The following is a 25,000-nucleotide window of genomic DNA, read 5'->3' as shown; positions in this document are numbered from 1 at the left end:
GGAGAACGAACATGGGTGACCGCAACCGCAAGCTGATCGCCGTCAGCGCAATCGGCCTGTTCGGCCTGCTCGCTGCGGCGTGCGGCAGCGACGACTCCTCCGACGCAGGTGCGGGCGACACGGCCCCACCGGCCGACTCGGCGACGCCCACCGAGGCGCCGGGCACCACAGATGCGCCGGCGACGGAGCCGCCGACCACCGATGCCCCGCAGCCCGAGTGGACCAGCGTCGATGCGCCCGACGACTGCATGTGTGCCGACGGCAGCGCATACAAGTACTGGGTCCGCGAGGCAGATCCGGAAAAGGTGGTCTTCTACATGGAGGGTGGCGGCGCCTGCTTCAGCGCCGAGACCTGCGACTACACGGCCGGCAACTTCGACGTGACCGTCGACGCCGACGACGACCCGGCCTTGCGTGACGGGCTGTTCGCGTTCGACAACGAGCTGAATCCGCTCGCCGACTACTCGTTCGTGTTCGTCCCCTACTGCACCGGCGACGTCCATATCGGCAACGCCACCACCGAGTACTCGCCAGAGCTCACCATCCACCACCGCGGCTCGGTAAACGCGTCGACCGCGCTTGCCGATCTGGCCGCCAGGTTCCCCGGCGCCAAGGAGATCGTCGTCGCCGGAGAGAGCGCCGGTTCGATCCCCTCGCCGCTCTACGCGGGCTTGGCCGCGGACTTGTTCCCCGAGGCCGCGATCACCGTCCTCGCCGACGGCTCGGGCGCCTACCCCGACATCCCCGCCTTGAACGAGACGATCGGAGGTGTCTGGGGCACCCAGAACGCGATCCCCGATTGGCCCGTCAACGAGGGGCTCACCGCCGCCGACTGGAGCCTCCCGGGCCTGTTCGTACAGGCGGGCCGCCATGTTCCGGACCGGATCGTGTTCGCCCGCCACGACTTCGCCTTCGACAACACCCAGGTGTTCTTCGCCGAACTGGCCGGCATCCCTGCCGACGACCTCGTGTCCTTGATGGACCAGAACGAGGCCCAGATCGAGGCGGCGGGTGTCGACCTGCTCAGCTTCATCTCCCCCGGCGACGAGCACACGATCCTGTGGTCGGCTGACCTGTACACCCACGAGGTCGAGGGGGTGAGGCTGATCGATTGGGTCACCGACCTCTTCGGCGGCGAGCCCGTCACCGACGTGCACTGCGAGGTGTGCACCCTCGATCCCTGACCGGGTCTGCCGTCGCCGGACCACGGGTCGTTCGCCCCTTGCCCGTCCGGGTCGCGCGTCGGCAGAGTCGACCACGTGGGTCGGCACCGCGTCGCCTCGTTCACCGTGGAGTCGACCGCGTTCGTCGACGCCGACGGCATCCCCCTCGCGGAGCTGCCGGAGTTCGCCCGCAAGCCGTCCGAGCTGGTGCGGATGTACCAGGCGATGGTGCTCACCCGTACCTACGACGCGAAGGCCGTGGCCCTGCAGCGCACCGGACGTCTGGGCACGTTCGCGTCGTCGCTCGGCCAGGAGGCTGTCGCTGTCGGGGCCGCGGCGGCGATGAGACCGCAGGACGTGCTCGTGCCGTCGTTTCGCGAGCAAGGCGCCCAGCTCCTGCGCGGCGTGGAACCGGCCGAGCTGCTCTCGTACTGGGGGGGCGACGAGCGGGGCAGCGACTTCGCCGGGCCACGTGAGGACTTCCCGATCTGCGTACCGATCGGTTCGCAGGCGCCACACGCCGCCGGAGTCGCGTTCGCGTTCCAGCTGCGCGGCGAGCCACGAGTCGCGGTGTGCTTCTTCGGTGACGGGGCGACGTCGAAAGGCGACGTGTACGAGGCGATGAACTTCGCCGGCGTCCGTCGCCTGCCGGTGGTGTTCGTCGTGAACAACAACCAGTGGGCGATCTCGGTACCGCGCGCGATGCAGACCGCGACGGCGACCCTCGCCCAGAAGGCGATCGCGGTGGGCATCCCCGGCGAACAGGTGGACGGCAACGACGTCGTCGCCGTACGTGCCGTCGTGGCCGCCGCGCTGGAGCGCGCCCGCGCCGGAGCCGGCCCGACGCTGGTCGAGGCGCTCACCTACCGGCTGAGCGACCACACCACGGCCGACGACGCCAGCCGGTACCGCTCCGACGACGAGGTCAGCGAGCACTGGAGGCTCGACCCTGTCGCCCGGCTGCGCAAGCTGCTCGTCGGTCAACACGCGTGGAGCTCGGAGCTGGAAGAGCAGCTGCTCGCGGACTGCGCGGCGACGATCGAGGCCGCCGTCGATCGGTACCTCGGCATCGCTCCCCGCTCGCCGGCAACGATGTTCGACCACCTCTACGCCGACCTGCCCGGCCAGCTCGCCGCGCAGCTCGCCGAGCTCACCAACGTCGCCGACGACGGCGACGAAGGGCCCTGATCGCAATGGCCGAGACGGTGAGCGTGACCATGGTCGAAGCGGTGAGGTTGGCGCTCGGCCGGGCACTCGCCGACGACCAGTCGGTGGTGCTGCTCGGCGAAGACATCGGAGCCGACGGCGGGGTGTTCCGGGCCACCGATGGCCTGCTCGCCCGATTCGGTCCGGATCGCGTGGTCGACACGCCGCTGTCGGAGGCGCTGTTCACCGGTCTCGCCGTCGGCATGGCCGCGCAGGGTCTCAGGCCCGTCGTCGAGTACCAGTTCATGGGCTTCGTGTACCCGGCCATCGATCAGCTCGTAAACCACGCGAGCCGCCTGCGCAACCGCACCCGTGGCCGACTGAGCTGCCCGCTGGTGGTGCGGATGCCCTACGGCGGCGGGATCCACGCGCCAGAGCACCACTCCGAGAGCAACGAGGCGATGCTCGCCCACATCCCGGGGCTGCGCGTCGTCGTGCCCTCCTCCCCGGCGCTCGCGTACGGGCTGTTGCTTTCGGCGATCCGCGACCCCGACCCGGTGGTGTTCCTCGAGCCCAAGCGCATCTACCGCGCCGCGCACGAGGACGTCGTCGACGACGGCGTCGGCCTCGACCTGGATCGCTGCCAGGTCTTGCGCTCCGGCACCGACCTGACGATCGTGGCGTGGGGTGCCTCGACCGTCGAGGCCCTCGCCGCCGCTGCCGATCTGGCTGCCGACGGTGTGAAGGCCGAGGTGATCGACGTCTGCACGCTGAAGCCGATCGACATGGCGACGATCCTGCGCTCGGTGGAGCGCACCGGGCGGTGCGTCATCGTGCACGAGGCCGCACGCGCGGGCGGCCTCGGCGCCGAGGTGGCCGCGAACCTCGCCGATGCCGGATTGACCAGCCTGCTCGCCCCGGTGCTGCGGGTGACGGGCTACGACACGGTCATGCCGCTGTACCGCCTGGAGAACCACTACATGCCGAGCACCGCACGCGTGCTGCGTGGCTGCCGGCGGGTGCTGGAGTACCGGTGACGACGTTCCTCCTCCCCGACGTCGGCGAGGGCCTACCCGATGCCGAGATCGTCGCCTGGCACGTCGGTGTCGGCGACCACGTGGTGGAGGACCAGCCCCTCGTCTCGATCGAGACCAACAAGGCCGTGGTGGAGATCCCCTCTCCGCAGTCGGGCCACATCGCCGCCCTCCACGGCGAGCCCGGCGACGTGATCATGGTCGGCCACCCGCTCGTCGAGTTCACCGACGGCGCCACGCCCGACGCCGGCTCGGTGGTCGGCCACGTCCCGGAGGAGGAGCCTCCGCGCCAACCGACGCCACCGCGCCCGGCACCAGCGATCGCTGCGGCCGCCCGTGCCACACCGGCGGTACGCCGCCTGGCCGCGGAGCTCGGCGTCGATCTCGCCGCGCTCGCTCCGAGCGGACCCGACGCGTCGGTGACCACCGACGACGTGCGCGCGGCGGCCGCCGCCGTCCAGCCTGCACCGAGCGAGGTGGAGCCCGTCCGTGGTGTGCGTCGAGCGATGGCCGTGAACATGGCCACCGCGCATGCGCAGGTGGTGCCGGCCACGATCACCGAGGACGCCGACGTCGGTGACTGGCCCTCGGGCACCGATGCCACCTTGCGCCTCGTAAGGGCGATCGGCGTCGCCTGCGCGGCAGAACCGGCACTGAACGCCGCATATCTCGGGCCCGAGGCCGGTCGGCGCCTCCAGCGTCAGGTCCATCTCGGCGTCGCGATGGACACCGAGGACGGGCTGTTCGTGCCGGTGCTGCGCGACGTCGCCGGGCGTGAGCCCGACGACCTGCGCCGCGGCCTAGAGGCGATGAAGGACGACGTCCGAGCGCGCACCGTGCCCCCCGGCGACCTGCGCGGCCAGACGATCACGCTCTCCAACTTCGGCATCTTCACCGGGAGGTATGCGGCGCTGGTCGTCGTACCCCCGCAGGTAGCGATCATCGGCGCCGGCCGGGTCAGGGACGAGGTCGTCGCCCACCACGGACGTCCCGCAGTGCGGGCAGTGCTGCCGCTGTCACTCACGTTCGACCACCGCGTCGTGATGGGCGGCGAAGCCGCCCGCTTCCTCGCGGCGCTGATCGCGGACCTGGGGGCACCGACGTGAGCCTCACCGAGTTGCCCTTCCGCGACCGCGTCGACGCCGGGCGCCGGTTGGCGGCGCGGCTCGCCCACTTGCGTGGAGCCGACCCGGTGGTCCTCGGGATCCCCCGCGGCGGCGTGCCCGTCGCGTTCTCGGTGGCGAACGCGCTCGGCGCAACCCTCGATGTGGTCATCGTGCGCAAGTTGGGCACGCCGGGCCAGCCCGAGCTCGGTCTCGGCGCGATCGGCGAAGCCGGGGTGCGTGTGCTCGACGACGAGATCGTCCGCCTGACGGGTACGAGCGAACGCGAGATCGCGGTCGTCGAGCAGCGCGAGCGCGAAGAGCTGGCCCGGCGCGCACTTCAGTTCCGTGGTGATCGTCCGCCGGTCGAGGTGGCCGACAGGTGCGTGATCATCGTCGACGACGGGATCGCCACCGGGTCCACGGCACGGGCGGCCTGCCGCATCGTCGCCGCGCGTGGTGCGGCGAGGGTCGTCCTTGCCGTCCCGGTCGCCCCGCCAGGTTGGACGGAGCGCTTCCGCGGCGACGCCGACGAGCTGATCGCCCTCGAGACACCGGCCGGGTTCCATGCGGTCGGGCAGTGGTATCGCGACTTCTCGGCGACGAGCGATCGCGAGGTTGTCACCTGCCTCCAGAAGGCGAGGCAGCACCAGCCGGCGGCGACGACGCCGAGCTTCGACGGCGAGGTCGAGATCCCGTGCGCCGACAAGCACCTGCGTGGTCGCTTCACCGTGCCTCCCGGTGCCCCCGGCATCGTCGTCTTCGCCCACGGCAGCGGCAGCAGCAGGCACAGCCCGAGAAACCGCTTCGTGGCCGAGGTGCTCCAGCGAGCCGGTCTCGGCACTCTGCTGTTCGACCTGCTCACCCCCGCCGAGGAGCGCGACCGGGCCAAGGTCTTCGACATCGGGCTGCTGGCCGATCGTCTCGTCACCGCCGACCGCTGGTTGCGGGCGATGCCTGCCGCTCACGCGCTGCCGCTCGCCTACTTCGGTGCCAGCACGGGAGCGGGCGCGGCGCTGTACGCCGCGGGCGATGCGGACGCCGATGTCGCCGCCGTCGTGTCGCGCGGGGGACGCCCTGATCTGGCCGGGAGCCGGCTCGGCGGTGTCCGCTGCCCGGTGCTGCTGATCGTCGGGGCCAACGACGACGTCGTGCTCGCTCTCAACCGTGAGGCGCAGTCGCGCCTCGGTGGTGTCAGCCGGCTCGAGGTGGTGCCCGGCGCGAGCCATCTGTTCGAGGAGCCGGGCACGCTGCAGCAGGCAGCGCAGCTCGCGCGGGACTGGTTCCTCCAGAGTTTCCCATTGCGCTGAGCGGTCGTTCTCCCACGGTGCGCGTCGCATGTAAACGGTGGCGTTGGGGCGCTGTATGGTCACGCGATGCGTCGTATCCGAGCCTCAGTCGTCGTCGTCGGCATGGTGTGCGCGAGCGCCTTGGCGGTCGGGCTCGGCCCGGCTGATGCCAAGTTGCAGCAGGCCGAACCGTCCAAGGTCTTACAGCGCCACGAAGTCGACGTGCAGATCCTGGCCCTCAACGACTTCCACGGGAACCTCGAACCGCCCACGGGGTCGAGCGGGCGCGTCGGGCCGTCGGGCACTCCCGAGTACGGCGGCGCCGAGTACATCGCGTCGCACGTGCGTGCGCTCGAGCAGACCAACCGCAACACGATCATGGTCTCGGCCGGCGATCTGATCGGCGCCAGCCCGCTGCTGTCCGCGCTCTTCCACGACGAGCCGACCATCGAGGCGATGAACTACATCGGGCTCGACCTGAACGCGGTCGGCAACCACGAGTTCGACGAAGGCACGACCGAGTTGCTGCGCATGCAAAGGGGCGGGTGTCATCCCGTCGACGGATGCCTCGACGGCGACGGGTTCGGCGGTGCCAGCTTCAAGTTCCTGGCCGCGAACGTGGTCAACGAGACGACGAGGCGGACCCTGTTCCCGCCGTTCTCCATCCAGAACTTCAACGGCGCCAAGGTGGCCTTCATCGGCATGACCCTCGAGGGCACGCCGACGATCGTCAGCCCTTCTGGCGTGGCCGGGTTCGACTTCCTCGACGAGGCCGACACCGTCAACGCGCTGGTCCCCGAACTGAATCGGCGCGGGGTCAACGCCATCGTCGTCCTCGTCCACGAAGGTGGACTCCCGACGGCGCTCACCCCTAACGGTTGCGCAGGGGTGTCCGAACCGATCAGCGGCATCGTCAACCGGCTCGACCCTGCCGTCGACCTGGTGATCTCGGGTCACACCCATCAGCCCTACAACTGCGTCATCAACGACATCCCGGTGACGAGCGCGTACTCGTTCGGTCGCTTGCTGACCGACATCGACATGCGCGTCAACCGCCGGACCGGTCACGTCACCTCGGTCAGCGTCAACAACTTGTTGATGGACCGCACCGCGGTGCCGAAGGATCCCACCGTGACCGCCCTGATCGACCGCTACAAGGCCGTCGCCGGGCCGATCGCGAACCGGCCGGTGGGCACGATCACCGCCGACCTCACCCGCACCAACGACCCGGACGGCTCACGGGAGTGGACGCTCGGCAGCGTCATCGCCGACGCTCAGCTCGCCGCCACCGACGGACCCGGCGAAGGCGCGGCCGTGATCTCGCTGATGAACCCGGGCGGCATCCGCGCCGACATGCTCTACGCGAGCAGTCCGGCGGGCGAGGGCAACGGCGTGGTCACCTACGGAGAGGTGTTCACCGTCCAACCGTTCGGCAACTCGATGGTCACCATGACCCTCACCGGAGCCCAGATCGAGCAGACGCTCGAGCAGCAGTTCTGCGGGGTCAGCTCCAGCGGCACCACGCTCGCCGAGCGGGTGCTCCAGGTGTCGGCGACGCTCGGCTACACGTGGGACCTGTCGCTCGGGCTCACCGCCGACCCCGGATGCACGCTCGACGTGGTGTCGGGGATCACCATCAACGGCAACCCCCTCGTCGCGGGCAACTCGTACCGGGTGACGGTCAACAGCTTCCTCGCCGACGGTGGCGACGGCTTCTACGCCCTCATCGGCGGCACCGACCGTCTCGGCGGTGCCGTCGACACTGACGCCTTCGAGGACTACTTCGCCGTCGCCTCGCCCGTCGCGCCGCCTGCGCTCGACCGCATCGACGTGGTGCCGTAGGCGCTACGCGCAGCGCATCTCGACATAGGGCGAGCTCGCCGCCGTCACCATCGCGCCGTACCCCGGCCGGAACGACACGCTCGCCCCTACCCGCAGCTCGCCGTGCGCATCCGACACGTCGAGCACGAGGTAGTCGCTCGACGCACCGAGCACCCGCAGCCGGCCGTCCACCGGGCTCAGCCCGGTGACGTCGGTGTCGACGGTGCCGAGGTTGACCAGCGCGTGGTCCAGCCACCCCCGGTCGGCGAACTCGGGGACATGGCCCATCGCGTCCTCGCCGCGCCGGCCGAGGGGAACCGAAGGCTTGCGGCGTAGCTCCAGCACCTCGCCGTGAAGCTCCACGGCGTCTTGCACGGTGCCGGGCCAGGGGGCGCGCTCCACCGTCTCGCGTCCCAAGAGGATCGCCTCGCCGATGCGCAAGTGGTCCACCCGGGCGGGCATCTCCCCCGCCGCCACGAGACGAAGGGCGCTCGAGTTGCCTCCAGACACGCGCTCGACACGCACGTCGAGCTCGGCCTCGACCTGGTCCACCAGGGCAACCAGCAACCCCATGTTCTCGGCGCTCGGTGCCACCCCGCCGAAGCAGGCGAGGTTGGCCCCGACGCCGGCCAGGCACACGCCGTCGACGCCGCGCACGGCGCGCACGAACCTCACCAGCTCGTCGGGCCACACCCCTTCGCGCAAGTCGCCGAGATCGACCATCACGATCACCGGGTGCGGGTGCCCGCGCCGGGCAGCTGCGGCACCGAGACCGGCGATTACGTCGAGGTCCGCGTTGCAGCTCGACTGGGTGAGCGCGGCGACGTCGTCGACGTGCGACAGCGACGGGATGCGCAGCAGCATCACGTCGGCCTCGATGCCGCCGGCGCGGAGCCGCCTGATGTTCTCCAACCGCGATTCCCCGATCGACTCGACCCCGCCGCGCAGCATCGCCGCGGCCACCTCTGGCGCGCCGCACAATCCCTTCGTCACCCCCGTCACCGCGATGCCGTGCGCGGCGCACTGGGCGACGATCGCGGCCGCGTTCTGTTCGACCTTCGCGAGGTCGACGGTGAGCAGTCGACCGGCCACTCAGGCACCAACTGATCGCTCACGCAAGCGACGCACCAGGAAGCTCGCCACCTGATGCCCGCTCGTCCCCCGCCCGAAGCCCGCGTCCATCCCACACGACCGAGCGACGTCGTCGGTCAGCTGGGTACCGCCGGCGACGAGCACCAGGTCGTCACGCACGCCCCGCTCCACGGCCAGGCTGTGCAGCCGGTCCATGTTCTTCCGGTGCACGTCGCCGTGGGTGAGAATCGTCGAGATCAGCACCACTTGCGCCCCCACGTCGGCGGCGGCGTCGAGGACCCGCTCCACCGGCACCGAAGTGCCGAGACGATGGCACTCGAAGCCGTAGCGCTCGATCCCGCCGTGTTTCAGGTCGATCACCTCCTGCAGCCCGACCGAGTGCTCGTCCTCGCCGACCGTGGCCGCCACCACCCGAATCGCCCTCGGGCGGACGTACTCCTCGATCTCGGCGTGGTCGAGCACTTCGACCGGCTCGGGGAGCTCCAGCAGATCGGACCTCATCGGCAGGTCGGCGACGCCCTTCAACTCGAACACCGAACCCTCTGCGGGGTGCAGCACCCGGGCATGGATCACCTGCGGCTCGTGCAGCCCGAGATGCCGGGCCATCTCCAGCGCCGCCGCCTCGGCCAGCTCCCGCGGCGCAGGCACGAAAACGGTCACGCACACGATGCCGTCCCCCGCTTGCTCCACCTCGGGACGCAGGATGCCCGCCGCACGCTCGGCGAGGGGTGCGGTGAGGCGATGTTCGACGTTGTCGTCGGGGTCGAGCTCGTCGACGTACACGATCTTCGTGTCGTCGCACAGGGTGCAGCCGCCGATCGCAGCACACGGACGACCGGGCGCGTGGTCGCCCGACTCGGCGTACACGTTGTCGCCGAAGTGGCTGCACACCGGCGCTCCGTAGCCGGGCTCTCGGCACACCACCGTCGCCGCGCCGACGCCGGCATGCTGGTCGCGCACGATGCCGTCGCCGGCGCGTTCGGGGAAGAGCCCGGCGTCCACGAAGTATCCGGCCTCGACCGCGGCGAAGTACCCGCCGATCTCGACGATCTCCTCCAGGAACAGCACCGCGCGCTCGACGATCTCCCGCACCTGTTCGCGCAGTGGGCCGTCGGTGCGGAGCTGCACCAGGTCGTGCAGCCCGTCGAGCCCGATCAGCGTCTGGCGAGCGGTCTCCACACCGGCGACGTTGTTGTAGTGCCACGGGCAGTTGCGGCCCTCGTCGGGGGTGATCGTGCTCTGCACGTCGGCCGACGTGAGCGCGGAGATCAGCGTGTCGAGCACGTGGGTGACCGTCGCCTCGCGGGTGTCGGACTCGATGTAGCGGGTGTTCTGCTGGGCGCGGAAGCGGCACCCGGCGAACACCTCGCGCAGCGCCACGGCATAGGGCAGGTCGAGGCGCAGCTTCGGTGCCGGAGGGGCGGTCGGCGGCACGGTCGACAGACCGATCTGCGCCGACGGCATGCCCACCGCCCGGCTGTACGCGGTGTTCACCGCATGCTGCACGAGCAGCTCCGGGGTCACCTTCCAGGCCTGCTTGGCAGTCGCGTTCGCGTTGTGGGCGCCGTCGATCTGGAAGATCCCGGCGTCGGCGAGCACACGCTTGGCCTCGGCGGCGTCGACGAACGAGCGGTGCATGTTGATCCCCCGGTACAACACGTTGTACTGCGGGTCCTGGTGCGCGCCGTTCACCCCCTCTTCCGCATACAGCACTGCCATCTCCGGGCCGGCGAGGCCGCTGACGTACGAGTGGAAGTTGATCGGGCGGCCGACCTCGTCTTCGATCGCGTCGAGGGCCTTGCGGGTCGCGCGGAGCTGCTTGCGGGTGATCGGGATGCCGCCGACGCCCTCGGGAGTGCCCTCGATCAGCCCGTCGATGTGGGATTGGCCGGTGGTGCGGATCACCATGATGTGGTCCGCCCCGTGCCATGCCGCCATCCGCATTCGGCGCAGGTCGTCCTCGAAGCGGCCCGACGCGATCTCGGTCGTGATCACCGGCGCCGGCTGAGGGTCGATGTCGCCGAAGTAGCGCGCGGCGGGCAGCGGGACCGAGCGGTCGACCCCCAGCGACATGTCGGCATACTCGAACGGCCCGATGCGCTGGCCGGGCACCGGCGTGCGCCATGTCCACCCGCGCCGTCGGGGGCGGTAGTGCTCCAGGTCGGCGAGCACCTCGCGCATGTCGAGAGGGCGGTCCGGTTCGAGCTTCACGGCTGCACCTCCTCCCACCAGCGGCCCTCCAGCAGCGCATGCGCGGCCTCGCGCGGGGTCACGGCGCGACGGGCGGCCAGCTGGGCGAGTAGCCGTCCGGCGCCGTGGCCGAGCAGCTTCGCTTCGGCCATGCGTTCGACGAGAGCCTTCGATTCGACGCTCGACAGCCCCATGCGCAACAGCACGGAGCGCTCGATGGCGGGCGTGGTGTGGGTGCGGGCCTCGGCCACGAGCGGGGCCACGATCCGGTCGGCCAGCGCCCAGAACCGGGCGCGAAGCTCCTCGTCGTCGAGCGTGGCCAGGTGCGCCCTTCTCGCCTCGAAGTCATCGGGTCGCGGTGAGACTCGCATCGATCTCCTCCTGGACGCGGGCCGCGCTCCAACGTGTCTCCTCGGCGAGGAAGGCGACGTCGGCTTCGGCCGGGGTGGTGCCCTCGGGCAGGGAGGCAAGGGCGTTGCGAACGTACGACGCCCGGACTCGCTCCAGGTCGACGTCGACGACGTGGAGCTGCGCCGGATGCTCGGGGATCACGATCACCTCGCCGGGGCTGTCGTCGGCAGGGTCGCCGCGCACGACGCGAATCCCCTCCTGCCGAGCCCGGTCGAGCTGGGCCAGCGGGTGCTTGCCGGCACCGGTGTATTCGGTCTCTTGCACCACCACCACCTGGTCGCGGCGTAGCTCGCGAGCGATCGCCATCGCCGCCGCGAGCGACGTGTTGCCGGCCGGGCCGCGCTCCAAGCCCTCGAGCTGGGCGAGGGCCTCGGTCACGTAGAACACCTCGCCCTGGGTGACGGTGACGAAGCGGTCGAGGTAGCGCAGCGGACGGGCCGCGTTGCGCGGCACGTCGGCCCTGTCGGGCCAGGTGGTGAACGGCAGCGAGAAGCCGGTGTGGCCCGTGGTGAACGACTTGCGGTTGAAGTCTCGGTCAGACGCCATGTGCAGGCCGCTCAGGTCGACGCTCGCGCCGACCACCTCGGTGGCACGCGCTCCAGCCCGGCGCAGTCCACGAGCGGTGCCGGTGACGTTTCCCCCTCCGGCGTGCGTCACGACGACCACGTCGGGGAACCGCCCGGTGCGCTCGAGGGAGTTCTCGGCCACCTCGAATCCGAGCGTCTCGATCCCCACCACCGAGTACGGGGTGTACAGCGAGGCGTCGAAGAACCCGGTCTCCTCGAGCACGGTCAAGAAGACCGAGAACAGCTCTGGCCCGACGGAGAGCCTCAGCACCTCGGCACCGAAGGCCTCACATGCGCGCGTCTTCTCGGCGATCTCGGGCTGCACCACTCCCCTGCTGTCGAAGGCCTCCTGCACGACGATGCACGCGAGGCCGGCCTTGGCGGCCTGCGACGCGACAGCCGCGCCGTAGTTCCCGCTCGTCGCCGCCGCGACTCCCGGATAGCCCTGGCGCGCCGCTTCGTACACCGACAGCGAGGCGCGCCGGTCCTTGAACGACCCGGAGGGATTCGCCGCCTCGTCCTTCACGAACAGCCTGGCGCCCATGCCGGGTGCCGCGATCCGCCTCACCACCTCTGTCAGGCGGTGCAACTCGACGAACGGCGTGCCTCCCACCCCGGTGGCGATCTGCACCTGCCTCGCGGCGTCGAGGTCGAAACCCGTGTCCGCCAGCAGGCGCTCGTAGTCGAACGCGAGGGCGCCGGTCTCATAGAGGGTGTAGTCGATGCCGACAGCGCGCTGCACGATTCCCGCACGCCGCTCCATCACCCGCGAGTAGGTGTTCATCGCGGGGCTTCCTCACGGAGCAGTTCGCGCAGTTCGTCCCCGATCACCGAGATCTCGGGAACCGACGGCCCGAAGGTGTGCGTGTGGCCGGGTCCGACGATCACGAGGGTCCCCGCCAGCCTTCGCCCGGCAGCCGTGCGCACCTCGGCCTCGTCTCCGAGGCGGGCAGGTTCGACCAGCCAGCCGCGCACGCGTTGCTCGAGCGGCACTGCCTGGGTCTCGGCCGGAACCTGGCTCGCGCGTGCGCCGGCCGTCAGCACCACGCGGTGCAGCTCCACCCAGGTGCCCGAAGCGACGGCGTCATCCACGACGGACTCCCCGCGCCGCGAGGAGCTGTCGCACGTCGCCTTGGATGGCGGCCGGCACCGGGAGATCGGCCATCGTCAGCAGTCCGGCTGGGGCGGCCACCACGCGCGGGATCATGTTGACGGCGAGCGCGGCGGTGGCGACACCGCCGGGGATCTCCGGCGAGCCGGCCAGCTTCACGCCGGGGGTGCCGGCGATCTCGATCGTGTCGCCGGTGTCGATGCCCTCGGCCTCCGGGTGCACCTGCTGGGGGTGGACGAGGGTGATCACCGCCAGCCCGCCGCAGTAGGCGGTGGCGGTGTGCCGGCAACCCGCCACAGCACCGGGTTCGACCACCACGAAGGGCGTCTCGCGCCGCACCGCGGACACGATCGGTTCCCGCGTCTGCTCGACCCGTTCGATCTCCCAGCCGAGCGCGCTCGCGATCATGGCGATCGACTCGGGGAAGCCGAAGTGCCCCACCACGGATCCGTCGGCGACGCCTTGCGCGAACGCCTGCGGTGACAGACCCACACCCTGGGTGCGCAGCACCGAGGGCCCGTAGGGCGCGAGGTCGTTGACCCGTGTCGCGGTGATTGAGCGCACGTCGGCGCACACCCCGGTGAGCGCGATCACGAGCAGGTCGAGGACGAACCCCGGGTTCACGCCGGTGCCCAGCACCGTCACCTCGTGCTCGCGGGCCAGCGCATCGACCGCCGAGGCCCAATCGGGCGATCCGGCTGCCGGGAACGCGAGCTCCTCGGCGATCGAGATCACGTCAACACCGTGTTCGATGCAGCAGCGCACGTCGGCGTCCGCGTCGACGACGCGTGAGCACGTCATGTGCAGCGCCACGTCGGGACGCTCCCGCTTCAGCACGGCGGCGAGGTGCGGCTCCATCAACACGCCGCTCGGCCCGCCGAGTCCGAGCACGATGCCGGCGTCCTCTCCCTCGTGCTCGACGCGGTGAGGCACCACACCGACGAGGCGCAGACCGGCCTTACCGTGCAGGATCCGCGCCGCCGCAGCACCCATCTGCCCGGTTCCGATCAGCACCACGCGCACCGGCTCTGCGGCCGCACGCACGAACGCCGTCATCACGGTTCACGATCGCGCAAGCGCTGCCCGGTGGGCAGGGCCAAGGGTCCCTAACGGCGCGTGACCTGGCGCAGCAGCGCCCACGCCTCGTCGACGGTGTCGGCGGTGGCCGACGCCACCACCAGCCGACGCCTGACCCGCTCGGCTTCGGCCTTCCACGACGCGCGCACCTCCAGCAGGGTGCCGTCGTCACGGCGGACGTGGTTCTCCCGGTATTCCAGCATCGTGCGCCACCCGGCGCGCTCGAGCGCCCGCCGGTCCGGTTGGTCGAGCATCATGCGCGTCCCCGTCATGTGCGTCACTTTGACCCATCGGTCCTGTGGATCGTCAGTGCCAACTGCCTGTGGGCGCGCTGTGGAAACTCCGACCCGTACCTACTTAGCCTTCAGCCATGACGACGGTGCTGCGTACCCACGAGGTCGAAAACCAAGTTCCCCTGCTCGCCGGCTACGACGTGTTCGGCGCCGACGTCGCCCTGACCGAAGCGGTCGAGCGAGAGAAGGCGCGGCATGGGCAACCGACGACCTGCATCAGCTCGGTCGCCTGGCCGGCACTGAGTCCGCGCAGGAGCTCGGCCGCCTGGCCGAGGCCAACCGGCCGGTGCTGCAGACCCACGACCGGTCCGGCAACCGCATCGACGTCGTCGAGTACCACCCCGCCTATCACGAGCTGATGTCGACTGCGATCGCCAACGGCCTGCATGCCGCCCCGTGGGGCGACGCGCGCGACGGCGCGCACGTCGCCCGAGCGGCGAAGGTGATCACCTGGTACCAGGTGGACGCCGGCCACATCTGCCCGATCTCGATGACGTACTCGGTGGTGCCCACCCTGCGCCACAACTCCGCGCTCGCGAACGAGTGGGAGCCGCGCATCTGCTCCAGCTCCTACGACCCGCGCAACCTTCCGGGCGAGCAGAAGTCGGGGATCACCTGCGGCATGGCGTTGACCGAGAAGCAGGGCGGCTCCGACGTCCGCGCCAACACCACCACCGCGCGCCCGCTCGCGGGCAGCGGCGAGTTCGCGCTCACCGGACACAAGTGGTTCTGCTCGGCGCCGATGTCGGACGGCTTCTTGATGACCGCCCAGGCCCCACGAGGGCTGTCGTGCTTCTGGGTGCCGCGCTGGTTGCCCGACGGCAGTCGCAACCTGATCGCGATCCAGCGGCTGAAGGACAAGCTCGGCGACCGCACCAACGCGTCGAGCGAGATCGAGCTGCTCGACACGTGGGGGGTCCTCGTCGGCGAAGAGGGCCGTGGCGTGCGGACGATCATCGAGATGATCAGCCACACCCGCCTCGACTGCACGCTCGGCTCCACCGCGATCATGCGTCATGGCGTGGCCCAAGCGGTGTGGCATGCGAGCCATCGCCGCGCATTCGGGAATCTGCTGGACGACCAGCCGCTGATGCGCAACGTGCTGGCCGACCTCGCCGTCGAGTCGGAGGCCGCGACCGCCGCCGCACTGCGCCTGGCGCGGGCGTACGACGCCGACCCCGCCGACGAGCACGAGTCCGCCCTGGCACGCCTGGTGACGCCCGTCGTCAAGTACTGGACGTGCAAGCGGGCTCCCCAGCATGCCGCTGAGGCGCTCGAGTGCCTCGGCGGCGCCGGCTTCGTCGAGGAGTCCGGCATGCCGCGCCTCTTCCGGCAAAGCCCGGTCAACGGGGTGTGGGAGGGATCGGGCAACGTGATCTGCCTCGACGTGCTGCGCGCCCTTGCTCGCGCTCCCGAGACCTTGGACGCCTACTGGGCCGAGGTGGAGCAGGCTTGCGGTGCGGACCCTCGCTTCGACCGAGCAGTTGTCGAGCTGCGCCGCGAGCTCGGCGACGAGCTCACCGACCTGGAGGCGCGGGCACGCCGGTTGGTGGAGCAGATGGCGCTCGTCTTCCAGGGCTCGCTGCTGCTGCGCCACGCGCCGGCCGCGGTCTCCGACGCGTTCTGCGCGTCTCGCCTCGCCGGCGACAAGGGGCACGCGTTCGGCACGCTGCCAGCAGGCCTCGACCTGCGCTCGATCGTCGACCGCGCCCGCCCGCTTCCTCTCAGCTGATCCGACCGGTCAGTGGGTGGCGACGGAGAGGCGGTGGAAGGCAGGCGCGAAGCCGTCGACGATCTGCTCGTGATCCGGCACGAGATCCATGTCGCAAGCAATGCCGACAAACACCATGTTGTTGTAGCTGTAGATCGTGAAGCACATCGGCTGGTTGCCCGACAGCGGGGCCCAGCCGACCATGCCTTCCACCTTCGTCCCCGCGACGAAGACGGGTATCGGAGGCCCCGGCACGTTGGTCAGCACCCCGATCGCACGGTTCGCGAGCAGATCGACCGACGCCTGGTACAAGGACTTGTTGAGTCCCGAGATCACCTCCTGGATACGGAACGCGATACCGGCCTCGTGACCGCTCTTGATCCGCGCCATCCGCCGCTGCACGACGTCGAGCACGACGAGCGGGTCACCGATGTCGGTCGGCAGCTCGAGCTGCACGATGGCGAAGCTGTTGCCGAGCTCGGTGGGCAACGTGGTGTCGAGCGCCTTCAGATTGACGGGGATCATCCAGTTGACGGACGAACACTGGGCCTCGTGGGCCTCCAAGTAGGCATGCAGCGTCCCTGCCACGCTCGTCACGAGCACGTCGTTGACGGTGGCGCCGTGGGTGCGGGCGACGGCTTTGACTTCGGCCAGCGGCAACGGCGGCGACCAGGCGACCGCCTTGCGATCGCCGACCATCCCGGTCCAGATGCTCGCGTCGTTGCGCGTACCGAGCAGCAGCTTGCGCGCGATGTCGGCGTCGCCGGGCGCCGCGGAGAACATGTCTACGAGTGGTCCGCTGCCGGGGATCCGCGGGCGCAGCGCGGACGTCAGCCACTCCGCGAATGCCGAAGCCGCAGCGGCTGATCTGGCGGCGGCCGTGTGGACCGCGCCGACCGGGTTGGTCAGCGCCATACCGGCGACCTCCCGCGACGCCTCCCGCGCCTCGGCGGCCGCGTGCCCGACCGCACGACCGGCCGCGCGCACCCCCTCGACGGTGGAGCCGATCGGGTCGCCGATCACCTCACCGACACGGCCCACCGCGTCGCTCGCGAGCTCGTTCAGCTCCCTTGCGACCGAAACGGCTCCAGCGGTGAGCTGCTCGCGCACCGAGCGTCCCTCGGGCTCGGGCGCCTCGGCAGATGCAGCGTGCAGCCTGACCGGTGGCGCGAGGATCGCGCCACCCTCGGGCGAGGCGTCGAACAGGCTCATCGCGAGCTGCACCATGCGGATCCCGTCGGCGATCGCATGGTGAGTGCGCACGACGATCGCGCTGCCACCCATGTAGTCCTCGATGAGGAACATCTTCCAGAGCGGCCGTTTGCGGTCGAGCGGGACGATTCGTTGGGCGCCGATGAACTCCCGCAGCGCTGCCTCGTCGGCCGGTGCCGGCAGCGTGATGCGCTCGAGGTGCTTCCTCCAACCGAGCCGGGGACGCTCCTCCCAGAACCAGGAGCCGTCCTCGTCGGCGACGGCGACGCTACGGAACACCTGATAGCGGTCCCACATTCGCTCCTGGACGACGGCACCGAAGCGCTTCCAGTCGACGGGTGTGGCCGTCCAGATCAGCGAGTCGACGACCATCAGGTTCGTAGGCCGGTCCATCTCCAGCCACAGCGCGTCCTGCACGCCGAGACGCTGACGTTCGCTCACCACGCCCTCCCTCGGGTAGAGCCCGACGCTAACTCACGCCGAGCTGGAGCAGCTCTTCGATGCTCGGCGCGAAGTAGTACGCGCCGGTGACGGCGACGCTGAAGTCCAGCAGGTGGTCGCGGATCTGGCGGCCCTCGGAGCCGTACATCTCAGCGACCATCACGTCGAAGCGGTCTCGTTCGCAACTGAAGGCCACGAAGAAGAGGCCGCGCTCGTTCACCGTCCCGTAAGGCGTGCTGCGCCTGTAGATCGGGCGCTCGTTGCCCTCGGCGTCGTGGATCTCGAGCAGCGCGACGTGGGCATCTGCGGGCAGTGCCTCGCCGGTCAAAGCGACGCTGTCCAACTTGGTCCGTCCGATCACGCCCTCCTGATCGGGCACGCTGAGCTCGCCGAAGGCTCCGAGGTCGTGCACCCAGCGCTGCGTCATCACGTGCGATCCCCCCTCGCCGGGCCGGCCGGCGGGAATGCACGCCGCCACCGCGGCCTCTGCGGGCGTCGGATTGGCGCTGCCGTCGATGAAGCCGGTCAGGTCACGGCTGTCGTGGTAGACGAACGTCGGGCAGTCCACCTCGAGGGTGGCAACGGTGGAGAGCGTGGACGCGACGTTGTTGGCGGTGTCGTACACCGCGTCCACGCTGCCTCCGTGGACCCATGCCCAGACGTCGTGCTGGGTGGCCGGGGCCACGTGGCCGTCCTTGCCGACGACCTCGGCGAACGGTCCCAACCCCGCTGGCTGCGGGCTGCCGGCGCGCACCTTCTCCCAGAGCGCCGACCCGAAGCCGACCACCAGATTCGTCGCACCGCCCGACACGTGGGGCTCACACAACGCCGCGAGGGACGCGAGCACCGAATCGTGCGACACGTCGGGGCGGATCGCGAACTCGAGGTGGTACTGGTAGGTGGTCCCGAGAGCGAAGATCCCGGACTGGGGAGTCGACATCGCGAGGAGAGTCCTTTCTCGGCCGGCAGCCGCGGCGACACTATGTGTCATGAGGTCGGGCTCCGAAACCCGCATGATCTCGTCATGAGCCAGGCTGACGCCCCGCGAGTGCTCTGCGAGAGCGTCGATCAGTGGCGTGACTGGCTGGCCGCGAACCATGACACCGAGACCGGAGTGTGGCTGATGACGTGGCGCAGCGCGACCGGTCGTCCGGCACCACCGTACGAGCAACAGATCGAGGAGGCGTTGCGCGTCGGCTGGATCGACAGCACGGCGAAGAAGCTCGACGAAGAGCGCGCGATGCTCTACTTCGCCCGCCGCCGCCCGGGCAGCCCGTGGGCCCGCACCAACAAGGCACGCATCGCCCGGCTGGAAGCGGAGGGGCGCATGCTCCCGGCCGGCCAGGCAGTCGTCGACAGGGCGCGGGCCGACGGCTCGTGGACCTTGCTCGATTCGGTGGAGGACCTCGTGGTCCCCGACGACCTAGCGGCTGCCCTCGACCGCCACGCGGGCGCGAGGGAGCACTGGAACGCCTTCCCCCCTTCGGCACGCAAGCAGATCCTCTGGTGGATCGCGCAAGCCAAGCGTCCGGAGACCCGCAGCATCAGGGTCGAGGCGAGCGCCCGCGAGGCATCACTCGGCAAGCGCGCTCGGTGAAGCCACGCCCTTGCCGATGCCAAGTTGCCGAAGTGGCTGGGGGTATGGTCGGCCACGAACGCGCTGCCTGCCGTGAGGGTGTCGAAGTGAATCCAAGGGTCGGGGGAAGATGAGCGGGGCCGGACCACAACGCGGGGACATCGCGCACATCGACTGGATCCCGGCCGGTACTCGCTTCGGTGCCGGCGACATGGCGTACTTCGTCGGACGCGGGGAGCGCGATGTCGACGACGCGCTCGGCGAGATCGATCTGATCGTCACCGGCCCTCACGCGTCTGCTGCCTTCCCGGCCGAGATGCAGCCGTTCGTCGAGAGCCGCTTCACGAAGCGGCTGCAGTACGACTTCACCGACGTCTCGACGAGCCCGGTCGCCCGCCGCTGGGCAGAGAACGACCCGCATGTGCTCTACATCGAGAACCCGCACCCACGCGCCGTTCGCGACGCCAACCGGCCGCGCCCCGCAGACGTGGCCGCCTCCTTGCGTGAGGCGTTCGATCGCCTAGAGGCTGCGGGCGAAGGAGAGCGCCCGTCGCTTGCCGGTGCCGACGCCATCCGCCCGGTGACGTTCGGCTACATGCCGGTGCTCCGACGTCCGGAGACCGACGCCGAATGGGATCAGCTCGTCTCGGCGCTGACGGTTGCTGGCACGCTCGGCGTCGACGAGTACGAGCGGGTCCGCCAGGCGCTGATCGAGCGCGTCGTCGAGGCCAAGCTGCGGCGCCTCGCCACACTCGACCCCGCCGAGACGACGGTGGCCGGCTGGAACTCGGCGACCACCCTCGACCTGCTCTCGATCCACGACACGATGAACCACACCGCTCAGCCCGACGGTGCGATATGTGTGGAGCGCAAGGTCGCCGATCGCCTTCCCAACTTGGTCGCGCTGTCGAACCGGGGCGATGCGTGGGGAGAGCTCACCGCCACCGACCAAGCGGGCCTGCGCGACGAGATCTCCATCCCCACGATCGACCCCGCGCGCCTGCGCAGCATCGCCGCTGCGTATCGCCTCGCGTTCGACGCATGGCAGGCCGACGACGTCGGCTTCAACCGCCCCTACCTCGGGGGCCACGAGACGCAACTCGCCGGGCCGATGCTGCGTGCTCTCGAGCCTCGCGCCGTCGTCCGTATGGCTGGCAGCCCACCGCGCTCTCTGCGGTTGGGCGCGTGGCAGAACGAGTTCCTTCGTGAGTTCCTCCTCGGCGAGGAGTCGACCGCCGCGCTGATGCAGCCGGGCACCGACTGGGTCGAACCTCCCGCCGACCGCATCGCCTGGCTGGCGGAGCGGCTCCAGCACGCCCACGACCTAGTCCGGCGCTGGGGCACCGCTCTCGCCACCACTTCGTCCGGAGGGAGTGCACCATGAGATACAGACCCGCGCTCGGCCTGATCGCCGGCGCTGCACTGGCACTGACGGCGTGCACCGGCGACGAGGAAGAGCTGTCGATGTGCACCGCCTACGCCGAGTTCGTGCAAGCGGCCGACAGCGCGATCGAATCCATACCGGAGACGGGCGCGACCGTCGCCGAGGCCACCGAGGCGGTTTCCGACGTCCGCGACGAAGCGGCACAGCTCCTCTCCGTCACCGATGCGCGCTACACCGCCCAGCTCACCACGTTGGTCGACGCGATCGACGAACTGCTGGCCACGCTCGAATCCGCGCCTGAGGACGCCGACTACGAAACCTGGTTGCCGCTCGTAGAGGACTCGGTCGACAACGCGCTCGACGCCGACGAAGTCGTGCGGGAACTGCTCGGACCCGAATGTGATCTCAGCCGTGTGCTGGACGAGGAGGACAACGGCTCATGAACGGATTGCTGTTCGCGCTCGAGGCAGTGGTCGTCGTTGCGGCGATCGTGATGGGCACTCGATCGAGCGGGGTGGCGCTCGGTATCTGGGGCGGCGTGGGTGTGACCGTGCTGGTGTTCGTCTTCCAGCTCGACCCCGGCAGTCCACCGGTGGACGCGATGCTCATCATCATCGCCGTCGTCACTACGGCGGCGATGATGCAGGTCGCGGGCGGGATCGACTGGATGGTCGCCGTCGCGGCACGAGCGATCGCCAATCACCCCAAACAGATAACCCTGATCGCGCCGATGATGGCGTTCCTCTTCTCCGTCGGCGCAGGTACCAGCAACGTGCTGTACCCGCTGCTCCCCGTCATCTACGACGTGTCGTACCGGAACAACATCCGCCCCTCGCGCCCGTTGTCGCTGTCGGTCGTCAGCACCGGCGTCGCGCTGGCCTGCAGCCCGGTGTCGGCGGCGATGGCCGCGATGGTGACGCTCACCGACGTCGCCCCCTACAACTTCGACTTGGTCAAGATCCTGTCGATCACGATCCCGGCGGCGATCATCGGCATCATCCTCACCTCGCTCGTCGTTCGCAAGCTGGGCGCCGAGCTCGAAGACGATCCGGAGTACAAGGCCAGGATCGCCGCCGGGACGCTCGCGCCACCAGGCGAAGGAGCGACGGTCGAGCTGAAGTCGACGAAGTCGGGCCGCAACGCCGCGCTGATCTTCCTGACGGCGGTCGTCTTGATCGTCGTGCTCGGCCTGTTCAAGGACCTTCGCCCGACGATCGACGGCGCCGACGGGAGCGTGCCGATCTCGATGACGGTCACCATCCAGCTGCTGATGCTCACTGCCGCGGCGGTGATCCTGCTCGTCGCCAAGCCCTCCGTCAGCGAGGTGCCGGGGGCGAGTGTGTTCAAGGCCGGCATCGTGTCGGCGATCGCCCTGTTCGGTCTTGCCTGGTTGACCGACACCTTCATCAGTGCCCACGAGGCCGAGATCGTCGACGCCCTCGGCGGCTGGGTGCAGAACGCCTCATGGGTCTTCTTCTTCGCGATCTTCCTGGTCGTCGCCCTCACGACCAGCCAATCGACGGCGACGCGGACCATCGTGCCGATCGGGCTCGCGGCCGGCCTCGCTCCGGGAATCATCACGGGAATGTGGGCGGGCGCGTTCGCAGGCGTGTACACGCTGCCGACGAACGGCTCGCAGATCGCGGCGGCCAACTTCGACCTCACCGGCTCGACCAAGCTCGGCACCAAGTTGGTCGACCACTCGTTCTTCATCCCGATGGCCGTCCTGGCTCTCACGACCGGCGCGTTCGGTTTCCTGTTCGGCTCACTCTTCTACTGAGCCGATGACGGTGCCTGCTGCCGTCTGGGGCAAGCGACTGTTCACCGCGCTCGTCCTCCCGCCGTTGGGCGCGCTCGCACTCACCCAACCGGTCGGAGCTCAAGAACCCCCCGACCCGGTTGTGGTCGCTGTACACGAGGTTGCACCGTTCGTCGAGGTGGACGCCGACGGTGATCTCGTCGGTTTCAGCATCGATCTCATGCGCGCGATCGCCGAAAAGGCCGGGGTCGGCGTCGAGTTCGTAGTGGTCGACAACGTCGGAGCGCAGCTCGACGCCGTCGAGTCGGGTGAGGTCGACGCCGGGATCGGAGCGATCAGCATCACCGCGGAGCGGGAGACGAGGGTCGACTTCAGCCAACCGATCTTCGACTCGGGCATCCAGATCGCGATCCGCGACACCTCGCATGTCTCCGTGCTCGACGGCTGGGCCAAGAAGCTGCGCGACCCGACTTTGCTCACACTCCTCCTCGCCGCTGTGATCGGCATGACCATCTTCGGGACGCTGATGTGGCGACTGGAGCGCCATCAGAACCCCGAGTTCGCACTCCCGGCAAAGCGGGGCGTCAGAGACGGGATGTGGTGGGCCACGGAGACGATGTTCTCGGCGACGTACGGGGACAAGGCTCCGCGTCGTGACCGGACACGGCTGTTGGCGGCGGCGTGGATGCTCACCAGCATGCTGCTCGTCGCCGGACTGATCGCCGAGCTGACCGCGAACACGACGGTCGAGCGGCTGGAGTCCGACATCCGGGGCGTGGGCGACCTGTTCGGGAAAGCGGTCGTCTCCGTGCCCGGAACGACGTCGGCGGAGTTTCTCGTTCAGAACGGCATCGAGGCCGAGTTGATGGTGAGCGCGACAGACGCCTTCGGGGCGGTTGTGGACGGTTCGGCCGACGCGTTCGTATATGACTCGGCCCTGTTGCGCTACCTGATCGCCCGCAGCGACAGCGCCGTGACCATCGCCGGACCCGTGTTACGCGCGGAGTCGTACGGGATCGCCGTAGCGGTAGGCAGTGGCCTGCTCGAGCCGATCAACCGCGGCCTTCTGCGCGTTCGCGAGACCGGCACGTACGACCGACTCGTCGCTGCATACTTCGGTTGATCCGACCACTGGGGCAGACGCAATTGACGGAGGCAGCCATGACGAACCTCGACGAAGTGAGCCGGTACGTCGATACGACCTGGGAGCGCGATGTGCTCCCGACGCTGCGCGACTACATCGCGATCCCCAATGTCTCCGCCGCGTACGAGCCCGAGTGGGAGCAGCTCGGCCACATGGAGCGCGCGGTGACGCTGCTCGCGGACTGGGCACGTGCTCGACCGATCGAGGGCATGACGTTGGAGGTTCACCGCCTGGAGGGCCGTTCGCCGCTGCTGTTCGTGGAGATCCCTGCCTCGAACGGCGGGCCCGCCGACGACACGGTGCTGCTGTACGGCCACCTCGACAAGCAACCCGAGTTCACCGGTTGGCGCGAGGACCTCGGGCCGTGGACGCCGGTCGTGGAGGACGACAAGCTCTACGGCCGCGGCGGCGCCGACGACGGGTACGCGATGTTCGCCGCTCTCACGGCGATCGAAGCGGCCCGTGCGGGCGGCTTCCCGCACGCCCGATGTGTGCTGCTGATCGAGGCCAGCGAGGAGAGCGGTAGCCCCGATCTCCCCTTCCACGTCGAAGCGCTCGCCGACCGGATCGGGTCGCCGAGCCTCATCGTCTGCCTCGACTCGGGCTGCCTCGACTACGACCGGCTATGGGTCACCACTTCGTTGCGCGGTCTCCTCGCCGGCCGACTCGTCGTGTCGATCACGTCCGAGGGCGTCCATTCGGGAGACGCCAGCGGGGTGATCCCGTCGACCTTCCGGATCGCTCGCCAGATCCTGTCCCGACTCGAGGACGAGACGACCGGTGAGATCCTGCTGCCCGAGGTTCGTGTCCCGATCCCGCCAGATCGGATCGCACAGGCTGTGGCCACCGCGGAGGAACTGTCAGGCACGCCCGCGGAGAAGTTCCCGTTCCTCCGCGGCGCGAGACCTGTCACCGACGATCCGACGGAGCAGTTGCTGAACCGCACGTTTCGAGCCCAGTTGGAGATCACGGGCGCAGACGGCCTGCCGCCGACGAATCGCGCCGGCAACGTGCTGCGCACGACCACGTCGCTCTACCTGTCGCTGCGCATTCCTCCGACAGCCGATGCAAGCGTCGCCGCCGAAGCCCTCGAACGGCTCCTCGTCGACGACGCGCCTTACGGCGCGACCGTCACCTTCCATGCCGACAAGAGCTCCGCGGGCTGGAACGCGCCGAGCTTCTCCCCGTGGTTGGACGACTCACTCGGACAAGCTTCGCTCGCTGCCTTCGGGCAGACGGTGCGGGCGATGGGCGAGGGTGGATCGATCCCGTTCATGGGAATGCTCGGGCAACAGTTCCCCGACGCGCAGTTCGTGGTGACCGGGGCGCTCGGTCCCGGCAGCAACGCCCACGGCCCGAACGAGTTCCTTCACCTTCCGACCGCGCGCAAGGTGACCACAGTGATCGCAGCTGTACTGCGCGACCACGCGCTGCACGCGGCGTCGTCTGGCTGATCATCCCCGCTCCGGGCGAGCTT

Annotated in this window: 21 protein-coding genes and 1 pseudogene; 13 read left to right on the top strand and 9 right to left on the bottom strand. The window is 69.7% G+C overall.

What is annotated here, in order from left to right; all coding sequences use genetic code 11:
* Positions 1–11 precede the first annotated feature (11 nt).
* From IPM43_14920 to IPM43_14895, 6 genes are all read left to right on the top strand, one after another.
* Positions 12–1,184, top strand: a complete 1,173-nt coding sequence (locus IPM43_14920; GenBank protein ID QQS24663.1) for a hypothetical protein — start codon at positions 12–14, stop codon at positions 1,182–1,184.
* A 105-nt stretch (positions 1,185–1,289) separates the two neighbouring features.
* Positions 1,290–2,351: a pyruvate dehydrogenase (acetyl-transferring) E1 component subunit alpha gene (pdhA, locus tag IPM43_14915; GenBank protein ID QQS26482.1), complete on the top strand. Its 1,062-nt coding sequence runs from the start codon at positions 1,290–1,292 to the stop codon at positions 2,349–2,351.
* A gap of 5 nt (positions 2,352–2,356) precedes the next feature.
* Positions 2,357–3,346, top strand: coding sequence for an alpha-ketoacid dehydrogenase subunit beta (locus tag IPM43_14910; GenBank protein ID QQS24662.1), 990 nt, complete (start codon positions 2,357–2,359; stop codon positions 3,344–3,346).
* Positions 3,343–4,449 carry a 2-oxo acid dehydrogenase subunit E2 gene (locus IPM43_14905; protein QQS24661.1) on the top strand — a complete coding sequence of 369 codons (1,107 nt, stop codon included), beginning with the start codon at positions 3,343–3,345 and terminating at the stop codon, positions 4,447–4,449. Before IPM43_14910 ends, IPM43_14905 begins: the two co-directional genes overlap by 4 nt.
* Before the next feature lie 11 nt (positions 4,450–4,460).
* Entirely contained in the window at positions 4,461–5,756 is a 1,296-nt protein-coding gene (locus tag IPM43_14900; GenBank protein QQS26481.1) for a phosphoribosyltransferase, read from the top strand.
* Between the two features lie 66 nt (positions 5,757–5,822).
* On the top strand, positions 5,823–7,577 hold the full coding sequence (locus IPM43_14895) for a bifunctional metallophosphatase/5'-nucleotidase (protein QQS24660.1): 1,755 nt from the start codon (positions 5,823–5,825) through the stop codon (positions 7,575–7,577).
* A 3-nt stretch (positions 7,578–7,580) separates the two neighbouring features.
* Here the strand turns inward: IPM43_14895 and IPM43_14890 are convergent, their stop codons facing one another.
* From IPM43_14890 to IPM43_14860, 7 genes are read right to left on the bottom strand one after another with little or no spacing between them, the layout of a single operon-like run.
* Complete coding sequence (locus IPM43_14890) at positions 7,581–8,648, bottom strand: alanine/ornithine racemase family PLP-dependent enzyme (protein QQS24659.1); 1,068 nt, start codon at positions 8,646–8,648, stop codon at positions 7,581–7,583.
* Positions 8,649–10,859 (bottom strand): cobalamin-dependent protein, encoded by a 2,211-nt coding sequence (locus IPM43_14885; GenBank protein ID QQS24658.1) that lies wholly within the window; start codon positions 10,857–10,859, stop codon positions 8,649–8,651.
* Complete coding sequence (locus IPM43_14880; GenBank protein QQS24657.1) at positions 10,856–11,209, bottom strand: ornithine aminomutase; 354 nt, start codon at positions 11,207–11,209, stop codon at positions 10,856–10,858. Before IPM43_14880 ends, IPM43_14885 begins: the two co-directional genes overlap by 4 nt.
* Positions 11,184–12,599 (bottom strand): PLP-dependent lyase/thiolase, encoded by a 1,416-nt coding sequence (locus IPM43_14875; protein QQS24656.1) that lies wholly within the window; start codon positions 12,597–12,599, stop codon positions 11,184–11,186. Before IPM43_14875 ends, IPM43_14880 begins: the two co-directional genes overlap by 26 nt.
* A complete protein-coding gene (locus tag IPM43_14870) occupies positions 12,596–12,907 on the bottom strand; it encodes a 2-amino-4-ketopentanoate thiolase (protein QQS24655.1) in 312 nt (103 codons plus the stop codon). Before IPM43_14870 ends, IPM43_14875 begins: the two co-directional genes overlap by 4 nt.
* A complete protein-coding gene (locus IPM43_14865; GenBank protein ID QQS24654.1) occupies positions 12,900–13,982 on the bottom strand; it encodes an NADP-binding protein in 1,083 nt (360 codons plus the stop codon). The genes IPM43_14870 and IPM43_14865 overlap by 8 nt, the downstream gene beginning before the upstream one ends.
* A 50-nt stretch (positions 13,983–14,032) precedes the next feature.
* Positions 14,033–14,275, bottom strand: a complete 243-nt coding sequence (locus IPM43_14860; GenBank protein ID QQS24653.1) for a hypothetical protein — start codon at positions 14,273–14,275, stop codon at positions 14,033–14,035.
* 107 nt (positions 14,276–14,382) lie between these two features.
* Between IPM43_14860 and IPM43_14855 the strand changes: the two are divergent.
* Positions 14,383–16,028, top strand: a pseudogene (locus IPM43_14855) (isovaleryl-CoA dehydrogenase).
* Positions 16,029–16,037: 9 nt separating this feature from the next.
* Here the strand turns inward: IPM43_14855 and IPM43_14850 are convergent.
* Positions 16,038–17,660, bottom strand: a complete 1,623-nt coding sequence (locus IPM43_14850) for a DUF1298 domain-containing protein (GenBank protein QQS24652.1) — start codon at positions 17,658–17,660, stop codon at positions 16,038–16,040.
* A gap of 28 nt (positions 17,661–17,688) precedes the next feature.
* Positions 17,689–18,600 carry a Dyp-type peroxidase gene (locus IPM43_14845; GenBank protein QQS24651.1) on the bottom strand — a complete coding sequence of 304 codons (912 nt, stop codon included), beginning with the start codon at positions 18,598–18,600 and terminating at the stop codon, positions 17,689–17,691.
* 84 nt (positions 18,601–18,684) lie between these two features.
* Between IPM43_14845 and IPM43_14840 the strand changes: the two genes are divergently transcribed.
* The 6 genes from IPM43_14840 (at position 18,685) to IPM43_14815 (ending at position 24,977) form a co-directional block, all read left to right on the top strand.
* Positions 18,685–19,257 (top strand): YdeI/OmpD-associated family protein, encoded by a 573-nt coding sequence (locus tag IPM43_14840; protein QQS24650.1) that lies wholly within the window; start codon positions 18,685–18,687, stop codon positions 19,255–19,257.
* Positions 19,258–19,366: 109 nt separating this feature from the next.
* Entirely contained in the window at positions 19,367–20,620 is a 1,254-nt protein-coding gene (locus tag IPM43_14835) for an N-formylglutamate amidohydrolase (GenBank protein ID QQS24649.1), read from the top strand.
* On the top strand, positions 20,617–21,063 hold the full coding sequence (locus IPM43_14830) for a hypothetical protein (GenBank protein ID QQS24648.1): 447 nt from the start codon (positions 20,617–20,619) through the stop codon (positions 21,061–21,063). Before IPM43_14835 ends, IPM43_14830 begins: the two co-directional genes overlap by 4 nt.
* Complete coding sequence (locus IPM43_14825; GenBank protein QQS24647.1) at positions 21,060–22,400, top strand: anaerobic C4-dicarboxylate transporter family protein; 1,341 nt, start codon at positions 21,060–21,062, stop codon at positions 22,398–22,400. Before IPM43_14830 ends, IPM43_14825 begins: the two co-directional genes overlap by 4 nt.
* A 4-nt stretch (positions 22,401–22,404) precedes the next feature.
* A complete protein-coding gene (locus IPM43_14820; GenBank protein QQS24646.1) occupies positions 22,405–23,502 on the top strand; it encodes a transporter substrate-binding domain-containing protein in 1,098 nt (365 codons plus the stop codon).
* Between the two features lie 38 nt (positions 23,503–23,540).
* Positions 23,541–24,977, top strand: coding sequence for a M20/M25/M40 family metallo-hydrolase (locus IPM43_14815; protein QQS24645.1), 1,437 nt, complete (start codon positions 23,541–23,543; stop codon positions 24,975–24,977).
* Positions 24,978–25,000 lie beyond the last annotated feature (23 nt).

This window comes from Actinomycetota bacterium, from assembly GCA_016700055.1.
Taxonomy (GTDB): domain Bacteria; phylum Actinomycetota; class Acidimicrobiia; order Acidimicrobiales; family Ilumatobacteraceae; genus Kalu-18.
Note: the sequence above shows the minus strand (reverse complement) of the source record. Positions and strands in the feature narration are given on the sequence as shown.